The organism is Streptomyces sp. NPDC007162, assembly GCF_040634175.1.
Taxonomy (GTDB): domain Bacteria; phylum Actinomycetota; class Actinomycetes; order Streptomycetales; family Streptomycetaceae; genus Streptomyces.
This window is the reverse complement of record NZ_JBEYFC010000314.1, coordinates 1-10678: the sequence shown is the minus strand read 5'-3', so window position 1 is coordinate 10678 and position 10678 is coordinate 1. Positions and strand designations below refer to the sequence as shown.

The following is a 10678-nucleotide window of genomic DNA, read 5'->3' as shown; positions in this document are numbered from 1 at the left end:
GCCACCGCCTACTTCGTGGTCGCCGAGGCCCTCACCAACGTCGCCAGGCACAGCGGTGCGGAGCGGGCCGAGGTGACTCTCCGGCGCCGGGCACATGTGCTGTCCTTCCGTCGGCTCGGCAGGGGGTTGTCCACAGCCCCCGGCACTCGCGCCCCCGTCGTCGTAGGCTGGACACCCCCCGGTCGCACCCGCGCCGGGCCGTTCGCGTTGCCCGCCCCCGGACGAAAGCCCCTGAATGAGCCTGCACGGTCTGCTCGACGCCGTCGTCAAGGACCCCGCCCTCGCGGAAGCGATCAAGGCAGCCGGGGACGGCAACCGCATGCACGTCGACCTGGTCGGCCCCCCGGCGGCCCGCCCCTTCGCGGTCGCCGCCCTGGCCCGCGAGACCTCCCGCCCGGTGCTCGCGGTCACCGCCACCGGCCGCGAGGCCGAGGACCTGGCCGCCGCCCTGCGCACCCTGCTGCCCTCCGCGGGCGTCGTCGAGTACCCCTCCTGGGAGACGCTCCCGCACGAGCGGCTCAGCCCGCGCAGCGACACCGTCGGCCGCCGCCTCGCGGTCCTGCGCCGCCTCGCCCACCCCCGCCCCGACGACCCCGAGACCGGCCCGGTCTCCGTGGTCGTGGCGCCCGTACGATCCGTGCTCCAGCCCCAGGTCAAGGGCCTCGGCGACCTGGAACCCGTGGCCCTGCGCACCGGGCAGAGCGCCGACCTGAACGAGGTCGTGGAAGCCCTCGCCGCGGCCGCCTACGCGCGCGTGGAGCTCGTCGAGAAGCGCGGCGAGTTCGCCGTACGCGGCGGCATCCTGGACGTCTTCCCGCCCACCGAGGAACACCCCCTGCGCGTCGAGTTCTGGGGCGACGACGTCGAGGAGATCCGCTACTTCAAGGTCGCCGACCAGCGCTCCCTGGAGGTCGCCGAGCACGGCCTGTGGGCGCCGCCCTGCCGCGAGCTGCTGCTCACCGAGGACGTCCGCGCACGCGCGCGGGCCCTCGCCGAGGAGCACCCGGAGCTCGGCGAACTGCTCAACAAGATCGCCGAGGGGATCGCGGTCGAGGGCATGGAGTCCCTCGCCCCGGTCCTGGTCGACGACATGGAGCTGCTGCTCGACGTGCTGCCCAAGGGCGCGATGGCCGTCGTCTGCGACCCGGAGCGGGTCCGCACCCGCGCCGCCGACCTGGTGGCCACCAGCCTGGAGTTCCTGCAGGCGTCCTGGGCGGCCACCGCGGGCGGCGGCGAGGCGCCCATCGACGTCGGCGCGGCCTCCCTGTGGTCGATCGCGGACGTCCGCGACCGCGCGCGCGAGCTGGACATGATGTGGTGGTCGGTGTCGCCGTTCGCCGCCGACGAGTCGTTCACCTATGCCGCTGACGCGGCGGGGTCCGCCGACACCCTCAAGCTCGGCATGCACGCCCCGGAGACCTACCGCGGCGACACCGCGAAGGCCCTCGCCGACACCAAGGGCTGGCTCGCCGACGGCTGGCGCACGGTCTTCGTCACCGAGGGCCACGGCCCCGCCTCCCGCACCGTGGAGGTACTCGGCAGCGAGGGCATCGCGGCCCGCCTGGACGTCGACCTGGGCGAGCTGAGCCCCTCGGTCGTGCACGTGTCCTGCGGCTCGATCGACTACGGGTTCGTCGACCCGGCGCTCAGACTGGCCGTCCTCACCGAGACCGACCTGTCCGGCCAGAAGGCGGCCGGCAAGGACGGCGCCCGGATGCCGGCCCGCCGCCGCAAGACCATCGACCCGCTCACCCTGGAGCCGGGCGACTACATCGTCCACGAGCAGCACGGCGTCGGCCGCTACATCGAGATGGTGCAGCGCACCGTCCAGGGCGCCACCCGCGAGTACCTGGTCGTCGAATACGCCCCCGCCAAGCGCGGCCAGCCCGGCGACCGGCTGTACATCCCGACCGACCAGCTGGAGCAGATCACCAAGTACGTCGGCGGCGAAGCCCCCACCCTGCACCGGCTCGGCGGCGCGGACTGGACGAAGACCAAGGCGCGCGCCAAGAAGGCCGTCAAGGAGATCGCCGCCGACCTGATCAGGCTGTACAGCGCGCGCATGGCCGCCCCCGGTCACGCGTTCGGCGGGGACACGCCGTGGCAGCGCGAGCTGGAGGACGCGTTCCCCTACGCCGAGACCCCCGACCAGCTGACCACGATCGCCGAGGTCAAGGAGGACATGGAGAAGTCGATCCCGATGGACCGCCTGATCTGCGGCGACGTCGGCTACGGCAAGACCGAGATCGCGGTGCGGGCCGCCTTCAAGGCCGTCCAGGACGGCAAGCAGGTCGCCGTCCTCGTGCCGACGACCCTGCTCGTGCAGCAGCACTTCGGCACGTTCTCCGAGCGGTACTCGCAGTTCCCGGTCAGCGTGAAGGCGCTCTCCCGCTTCCAGACCGACACCGAGGCGAAGTCCACCCTGGAGGGCCTCAGGGAGGGCGCGGTCGACGTCGTCATCGGCACCCACCGGCTGTTCTCCTCGGAGACCAAGTTCAAGGACCTCGGCCTGGTCATCGTCGACGAGGAGCAGCGCTTCGGCGTCGAGCACAAGGAGCAGCTGAAGAAGCTGCGCGCCAACGTCGACGTGCTCACCATGTCGGCGACCCCGATCCCGCGCACCCTGGAGATGGCGGTCACCGGCATCCGCGAGATGTCCACCATCACCACGCCCCCGGAGGAACGGCACCCGGTGCTGACCTTCGTCGGGCCCTACGAGGAGAAGCAGATCGGCGCCGCCATCCGCCGCGAACTGCTGCGCGAGGGCCAGGTCTTCTACATCCACAACCGGGTCGAGTCCATCGACCGCGCGGCGGCCAGACTCCGCGACATCGTCCCCGAGGCGCGCATCGCGACCGCCCACGGCCAGATGTCGGAGTCGGCGCTCGAACAGGTCGTCGTCGACTTCTGGGAGAAGAAGTTCGACGTCCTCGTCTCCACCACGATCGTCGAGTCCGGCATCGACATCTCCAACGCCAACACCCTCATCGTGGAACGCGGCGACACCTTCGGTCTCTCCCAGCTGCACCAGCTGCGCGGCCGCGTCGGCCGTGGCCGCGAGCGCGGGTACGCGTACTTCCTGTACCCGCCGGAGAAGCCGCTGACCGAGACCGCGCACGAACGGCTCGCGACCATCGCCCAGCACACCGAGATGGGCGCCGGCATGTACGTGGCGATGAAGGACCTGGAGATCCGCGGCGCCGGGAACCTGCTCGGCGGGGAGCAGTCCGGGCACATCGCGGGCGTCGGCTTCGACCTGTACGTGCGCATGGTCGGCGAGGCGGTCGCGGACTACCGGCGGCAGCTGGAGACCGGGGAGATCGAGGAGGAGCCGCCGCTCGAGGTCAAGATCGAGCTGCCCGTCGACGCGCACGTCCCGCACGACTACGCGCCCGGCGAGCGGCTGCGCCTCCAGGCGTACCGGGCCATCGCCTCCGCCAACTCGGAGGACGACATCCGGGCCGTCCGCGAGGAACTCACCGACCGCTACGGCAAGTTGCCCGAGCCGGTGGAGAACCTGCTGCTCGTCGCCGGACTGCGGATGCTCGCGCGCGCGTGCGGGGTCGGCGAGATCGTCCTCCAGGGCACCAACATCCGGTTCGCGCCGGTGGAGTTGCGCGAGTCGCAGGAGCTGCGCCTCAAGCGGCTGTACCCGGGGACGGTCATCAAGCCGACGGTCCACCAGGTGCTGGTGCCGCGCCCGAAGACCGCGAAGGTGGGCGGCAAGCCGCTGGTCGGGCGGGAACTGCTGGGCTGGGTGGGGGAGTTCCTCGCTTCGGTCCTGGGGTCCTGACCGACGGGCGCCCCCTCGCACCGGCCCCTCGTCCCTGACCGCCCCGACTACCCGGGAGGGTTGCGGGCATCCGTCCTCCGAGGCCGGGCCGGACCGGACCAGGCCGGGTCCGGACCACCCGGCCGGTTACGGTGAGGCCGGCAGAGATCCGCCCGCGCAGCGGCGGCAGAGGGAAAGCACGAGGGGGCGCACGTGACGCGGCTCAGGGGCGGGGCGGTCACCGCTGTCGTCATGATCTTCGCGGTGACCGGATGCAAGGACCTTCAGGACAAGGGCACTTCCGGAGCCCCGGGCACCGCGAGCGGGGGAGCGGCCATGACCGCGGCCGACTCGCTCACCGTCAAGGGCCGGGCACCGAAGACCGGTTACACCCGTGCCAAGTTCGGCTCCGCCTGGGCGGACACCGACTCCAACTCCTGTGACACCCGGAGCGACATACTCAAGCGCGACCTGGAGGACGTGAAGTTCACGGACGGCGACTGCAAGGTCTCCTACGGCGTCCTGGACCCGGATCCCTACTCGGGCAAGGACGTCACCTACCGGCGCGGCCGCAGCCTGGTCGACATCGACCACCTCGTCGCGCTGTCGGACGCCTGGCAGAAGGGCGCCAAGTACTGGGACGCGGGCAAGCGGATAGCCCTGGCCAACGACCCGCTGAACCTGCTGGCCGTCGGCGCGAGCGCCAACCGGGGCAAGGGTGACGGCGACACGGCCACCTGGCTGCCGCCGAACAGGTCCTACCGCTGCACCTATGTCGCCGCTCAGGTGGCCGTGAAGAAGAAGTACGGCCTGTGGGTCACCGCCGCCGAGAAGGCGGCCATGAAGAAGGTCCTCGCCACCTGCCCCGGCCAGAAGCTTCCCACGGGCGGCAACCCGACCAAGGCACCCTCCCGGTTCACGGCACGCTGACCCGGCTCACCGGGCCCCGCCACGCGGCCCGGGAGCGGGGCGACCCGCCTTCTCCCAGGCGACGAAGGTGTTGGTGCGGGCGAAGACGAACGCCTTGACCGGGTTGGCGGAGTACGTCCACGGCGCGCTGCCGACGTAACCGCCGACCGCCCTGAACTGCTCCACCGCCTCCGCGTACCGCTTCGTCTGGAACAGGGTGTCCGCCAGCAGGTGCCGTACCGCCGGCAGCCGGTGGTGCCCGGCCGGCACCCGGTCCACGGCGTCCAGGGTGGCGTCCACGGCCGCGTGCACGAACGGCTGGTCGTACACGGGCGCCTGCGGCTCGCGGAACGCGTGCTCCATCAACGCCTCCAGGCGCAGCACCGGCAGCAGGCTCCCCGCCGGTGCCGAGGCCGCGGCCTGCTCGGCGAATGCGTACATCAGCTCGTGCGAGCCCTGCCACTTGGCGCACCAGTACTGCAGGGCGCTGGCATGGGCGCCGAAGTGGTGCGGGTCGCGCGCGGTGACCTCGGCCCACAGCGTCCGGAAGTCACCGTTCGACCAGCCGAGCCCCCGGGCGATGGTGAGCTGCGCGACCCATGGACCGGGGTCCTCGGGCGCCATCCAGGCGGCCTCCTGGCAGGCGGGCAGCGCCTCCGCGAGCAGCCGGTGGAAGCCCTCGAACTGCTCGGCGGTGGTGTGCTTGGCCGACTTCGCGCCGCGCACCTTGCCGGCGAGCACGACGAGCGAGTCGGCGTGCACCAGGGCGGCGGACGGGTCGCCCGGGTACTCGGTCCGCCACGCCTTGACCCAGGCGTCGTCCTCGGCGGCGGCGTGCACGAGGATGCCGAGCCGGTACCACCGCAGGTCCCAGTCCCGGCCCGCCCCGGCCAGGTAGCCGGCGGCCCGCCGCCAGTCACCGGCGAGGGCGGCCGCGGCGACCGCGTCCGCCTCGGGATCCGGCCCCGCGAACCGGCTGTCGAGCTGAGCGGCCGGCACCAGCCCGTACGCGGCGGGGTCGATGTTGACCGGCGCCTTGGCCTTCGCCTCCGCCCGCATCGCCCGCGCCTTGCGGGCGTTGCGCGGAATGGTGACGGCCGCGTAGGCGAGGGCGCCGGTACCGGCTATGTCGATCAGGACGTTCATGACGGGTCTTTCGGGGTCGGGGCCGCTTGAGGCGGCGGTTCTGAAGGTGGTCGAAGCGACCGGGGGAGGCGGAGAAGTGGCGGTCCGTCAGTACGGGACATGGGGCGGCGGCCAGGGCCGGGCGACGGCCGGCGGTACCGTGCCCCCGGCCGGGTGACCGCCCCCGCCGGGCAGCAGCAGGGCGCGCAGGGGCGCCGTGCCGGCCGGCTCCGCGACCGCGTGGTCCAGGGCCTCCTCCAGCGCCTCGGTGAACCATTCGGGCGCCGCCGTGCGCACCGCGGGCCCCGACCAGCACAGCTCCCACCGGCACAGCCCCGTCTCCAGCGCGGTCAGCAGGGCCAGTCGGCGCAGGGCCGAGCGGAAGGCCGTCCGGGCGAACTCGCGTGCCGCACGGCCACTGCTGAGGGCGGCCCGCTCCGACCGGGGCAGCCGGTCCGCGATGTCGTACAGCAGGCCGTGGTCGAGCAGGTCCATGAGGTGGCCGAGCTGTGCGACCGCGGGCGCGGCCAGGACGCCCGGTCCGGATGTCCGGGCCATGGCCTCCAGCAGGGGCGCAGCCTCCCGCGTCCAGCTCTCGTGCCGGACCCGGGCGGGCAGTTCGGCCCACGGCACCCGCCGCCAGGAGAGCATCTCCTCGCCCAGCACCCGGTGTTCGAGTGCGGCGAACAGGCGGTCCGGCGCACTCAGCAGCGCGAGTGCGGGGCGTCGTACGGACGCGGTGCCACGCCCGTCGCCGGGCAGCGCCGACAGTGCCGCGATGCGGTCGGCGGTGGGCGGGTGGCTGTCGTAGGGGGACCGCTCCTCGTGCAGATCCTCGGGGGACGGTGTCCGTACCCACGATTCCAGGCCGGTACGGCGGTGATCGTCCGCGAGGAGGTGCCAGAGCCCGCCGTGGAACTGCCCCTCGGGCGGCAGCAGGCATGCCTCCCGGCCCATCAGGGCGTAGTCGCGCAGGTAGAGGTCGTCCACGGCTTCGAGAGCGGGAACGCGGCGCAGTGCGGCGACCATGGCGTCCCGTCCGGCGATCCTGGCGGCCAGGTCGTCGGCCGCGTACTCCTGCCGGCGGCTGACCGCCTCGGTCAGGCGCAGGCACAGCCCGGCGTAGGCGGAGAAGACGACGGCGAGGTAGTGGTCCGGGCCCCGGGTGGGCTCCCGCTTCGGCCGCGGCGGTTTGCCGGCCGCCCGGCGCCGTGCGGCCCGTGCGGCGGACGCCGCCTGCTCCTGCGCCTGCTCGCGTGCGGCCCGCTGCCGCAACATGCGCACGGTCCCGAGCAGCCTGCGGTGCAGCGCCCAGACCAGGGCGCCCAGGCGGGTGTCGTCCCGCGCGTAGTGGCCCAGCTCGTGGACGAGCACGGCGTCCAGTTCGTCCTCCGGAAGACCGATCAGCAGGGCCACGCCGAGGAAGAGCCGCCGTTCGCCGGTGACCAGCCCGAGCCACCGGGCCTCCTCCTGCACCATGGCCCCGGCCCCCGGGATCACCCGTATCTCCGTGGGCGGGCGCGTGCCCACCCGCTCGGCCAGCTCGCCCACGCGCCGCCACAGCTCGGGCTGTTCCCGAGGCGTCGCCGGCACACCGGAGATCTCGTCCTCGCCGTCGTCACGGCGGAGGCTGAGCACGACGACCCGCACCACGCACCAGGCGACGGCCAGCGAGCCGAGCCAGCCCTCGACGGTCGTGACCGTGATGCCCGGCCCGCGGGCCAGGAACACGTCCAGGAGCGCCAGCACGGCGACGACGAGCAGCGCCAGCACGTAGAACCCGATCAGCAGGGCCAGGGCGAGCGCGGCGCGCAGGGGTGTTCCGGGCACGGCGGGCCGCCGTGCGGGGGCCCGCAGGGCCGCTGCACGGCCGGCGGCGCGGGACGACTGGCGCATCGGCATCCTTCAGGGGTGCTTCAGGTTTTTCGTGGGGTGCTTCAGGGCTGCTCAGGGAGGCGGAACGGTCGTGGGCCGGGAAGCCAGGCCCCGGCTACTTGTTCAGCGCCGCCAGGACCGTTGTCGTCACCTTCTTCGCCGACGCGGCGCCGTTGTCGCCGCCCGCCGTGGACAGCACGGTGACCACCGAGTTGCCGGAACGGGCCGCGATCAGCGTGGTGCCGTTCTCCCAGTAGCCGCTCGTCAGCGTCATCGTGTACGCCTCGTCGGCGAGTCCGGGCGTGGCGCTGCCGGTGAGCTTCACCTTGGCGTGCGCGTCGGTGTCCGTGTACGTGGCACATTCGGCGGCCACCGACCGCAGGGCCTTCATCACCGCGGTCGCCGTGGTGCCCTGGAAGGCGTCGATCTCCTGGTCCACCTCCTCGGTCTTGTTCGCGTAGCCGTTCTGCGCGAACGACACCCCGCCCTTGAACCCGGAGACCTGGATCCAGGACGTGGTCTCCAGCCGGGTGCAGTCCGGCTTGCCGGTCTTCCGGGCGGCCGGGGAGAGGAACCGGCCACCGCTGTCGGCGGAACCGTCGGACTCCAGGGTGAGCCCGGCCGGGAAGGCCGAGGCGGGTGCGAGCGCCTTCTTCAGCTGGGTACCGGTGGCCAGAGCGGCGTTGGGGTCCTGCGCCTTGGCCGGCTCGGCGCTCGCGCCGCTGCCGGTGCTCGCCCCGGTACCGGAGTCGGAGGAACCGGAGGAGCAGGCGGACAGGGCCAGCGGGAGTGCGGCGACGGCCATCAGTACGACGGCACGGGACGAGAGACGCATCGGAGTCCTTGTCGGGTGGGTGGAACGGTGGTGTGCGCGACGGCCGAGCGGCCGGGACGGGGCGGGCCGCGTCGCGGGCGGCGGCTTCATCGCGGGGTCGGCCCGGCGGACCTCGTGTCCGGGGCAGGCCGGCCGCGGGTCCCCGGGGCCGGGGTCTTTCCGGCGTCCGGTGTACGGGCCTCGGAGGCCGAAGGGCCGCCCGGAGTGCCGATGGACGCGCCGCCGGATGTGCCGCCCTCGGTGCCGCCGCCGTCGGCGTTGGCGGACACGGTGCCGATGATGACGAATCCCACGAGGGCGCTCAGTCCCATCCTGGTTTTCATGCCCATGGCGGATCCCCTCCCCGTGGCGGTCGCCCCTCCGGCCGCCTTGTTCGCGGGGTCAATGAGAACAGAGCTTGTGAACCGAGTCAACACGAAGTCATTGATGCTCCGCGTACACGCCGTGAATCGATGGATCTTGTGTACGCCGGTATGCTCGGCGCACCAGGAACGAGGGAAGCGGGGGCGCGTGCAGGACAACGCCACAGAGGTGACCGCGGCCGGTATCGCACGGCTCGCCGGGGTGGGCCGAGCCGCCGTCAGCAACTGGCGCCGTCGGCACGCCGACTTCCCCAAGCCGGTCGGCGGCACCGAGACCAGCCCCTCGTTCGCGCTCGCCGAGGTCGAGGCCTGGCTGCGCGGCCAGGGCAAACTCGCCGAGGTCCCGCTGCGCGAACGGGTCTGGCAGCAGCTCGCCGGGCACCCCGGTGGCCCGCTGACCGCGCTGGTGCACGCCGGCTGCGCACTGCTGCTGATCCATGAGCGCCCCACCGTCTGGCTCGACGTGGGCGCCGGCTCGGACGAACGCCTGGCCGCGATGCTGCCGGGCGCGCTGGAGCAGGTGCTGACCCCCCGCTTCGGCACCGACGCGGCGACCCGAGCTGTGAACACCACAGCACCGGCCCGCTCTGTGAACAAGCCACCACTGGCAGCCTCTGTGAACACGCCACCATCGGCCGCCGCGGTGAACCCCGCACCCGCCGCCGCCGTCGTGAACGTCGAACCGCGTACTCCCACCGGTCCGCAGCTCCTGCCGTCCGTCCCCCTCCTGCGCGGTGTCGCCGAACTCGCCGCCGACTCGGGGGCCCGGCAGTGCTTCGAGTTCCTGCTGGGCCGGTACCTCGACGCCAACCCCCGCCAGTACACCCTCACCCCGCCCGAACTCGCCGGTCTCATGGCCGAACTCGCCGGGCCCGCCCGCACGGTCCTGGACCCGGCCTGCGGCACCGGCGCCCTGCTGCGGGCGGTGAGCGTCTCGGCCAGCGGCGCGAACGCCTTGGCGAGCTCCGCGTCCTCGGTCTGCTTCGCCAGCTCCTGCGCCCAGTACAGGGACAGGTAGAAGTGGCTGCCGCGGTTGTCGATGCCGCCGACGCGACGGGTCGGGGACTTGTCCTCGTTGAGGAAGGTCGCCGTGGCCCGGTCCAGGGTGTCCGCCAGCACCTTGGCGCGGGCGTTGCCGGTGAACTCGGCGTACTGCTCGAAGGACGGCACCAGGGCGAAGAACTCGCCGAGGGAGTCCCAGCGCAGGTAGTTCTCCTTGACCAGCTGCTGCACGTGCTTGGGCGCGGAGCCGCCGGCACCGGTCTCGAAGAGACCGCCGCCCGCCATCAGCGGGACGACCGACAGCATCTTGGCGCTGGTGCCCAGCTCCAGGATCGGGAAGAGGTCGGTCAGGTAGTCACGGAGCACGTTGCCGGTGACGGAGATGGTGTTCTCGCCGCGGCGGATGCGCTCCACGGACAGCTTGGTGGCCTCCACCGGCGACAGGACACGGATGTCCAGGCCCTCGGTGTCGTGCTCCGGCAGGTACTGCTCGACCTTGGCGATCAGGTTGGCGTCGTGGGCGCGGCCCTCGTCCAGCCAGAAGACGGCCGGGTCGCCGGTGGCGCGGGCGCGGGTGACGGCCAGCTTCACCCAGTCCTTGATCGGCGCGTCCTTGGTCTGGCAGGCGCGGAAGATGTCACCGGCGGCGACCGGCTGCTCGATCAGCGCGTTGCCCGCGGCGTCGACCAGGCGGACCGTGCCGGCGGTGGCGATCTCGAAGGTCTTGTCGTGGGAGCGGGACACGTAGTCGTCGAAGTAGGTCCCCGAGCCCGCCGTGTCCGGGATGTGCACTCCGGC

Annotated in this window: 5 protein-coding genes and 2 pseudogenes; 3 read left to right on the top strand and 4 right to left on the bottom strand. The window is 72.8% G+C overall.

The features are described 5' to 3' along the window. Positions 1–235 precede the first annotated feature (235 nt). Positions 236–3793, top strand: a complete 3558-nt coding sequence (gene mfd / locus ABZ646_RS29955) for a transcription-repair coupling factor (RefSeq protein WP_360525522.1) — start codon at positions 236–238, stop codon at positions 3791–3793. Between the two features lie 192 nt (positions 3794–3985). Continuing rightward, entirely contained in the window at positions 3986–4702 is a 717-nt protein-coding gene (locus ABZ646_RS29950) for an HNH endonuclease family protein (protein ID WP_360525519.1), read from the top strand. Between the two features lie 6 nt (positions 4703–4708). On the opposite strand, the gene ABZ646_RS29945 is transcribed toward ABZ646_RS29950, so the two are convergent. From ABZ646_RS29945 to ABZ646_RS29935, 3 genes are all read right to left on the bottom strand, one after another. Further along, positions 4709–5827, bottom strand: coding sequence for a hypothetical protein (locus ABZ646_RS29945; RefSeq protein ID WP_360525516.1), 1119 nt, complete (start codon positions 5825–5827; stop codon positions 4709–4711). Positions 5828–5914: 87 nt separating this feature from the next. After that, complete coding sequence (locus ABZ646_RS29940; protein WP_360525513.1) at positions 5915–7702, bottom strand: M48 family metallopeptidase; 1788 nt, start codon at positions 7700–7702, stop codon at positions 5915–5917. Positions 7703–7796: 94 nt separating this feature from the next. Further along, positions 7797–8516, bottom strand: a complete 720-nt coding sequence (locus ABZ646_RS29935; protein ID WP_360525510.1) for a hypothetical protein — start codon at positions 8514–8516, stop codon at positions 7797–7799. A gap of 510 nt (positions 8517–9026) precedes the next feature. Here ABZ646_RS29935 and ABZ646_RS29930 point away from each other — a divergent pair. Next, positions 9027–9803, top strand: a pseudogene (locus ABZ646_RS29930) (SAM-dependent methyltransferase); the annotation flags it as partial. 2 nt (positions 9804–9805) lie between these two features. Here the strand turns inward: ABZ646_RS29930 and ABZ646_RS29925 are convergent. Beyond that, a pseudogene (locus tag ABZ646_RS29925) lies at positions 9806–10678 on the bottom strand (NADP-dependent isocitrate dehydrogenase); the annotation flags it as partial.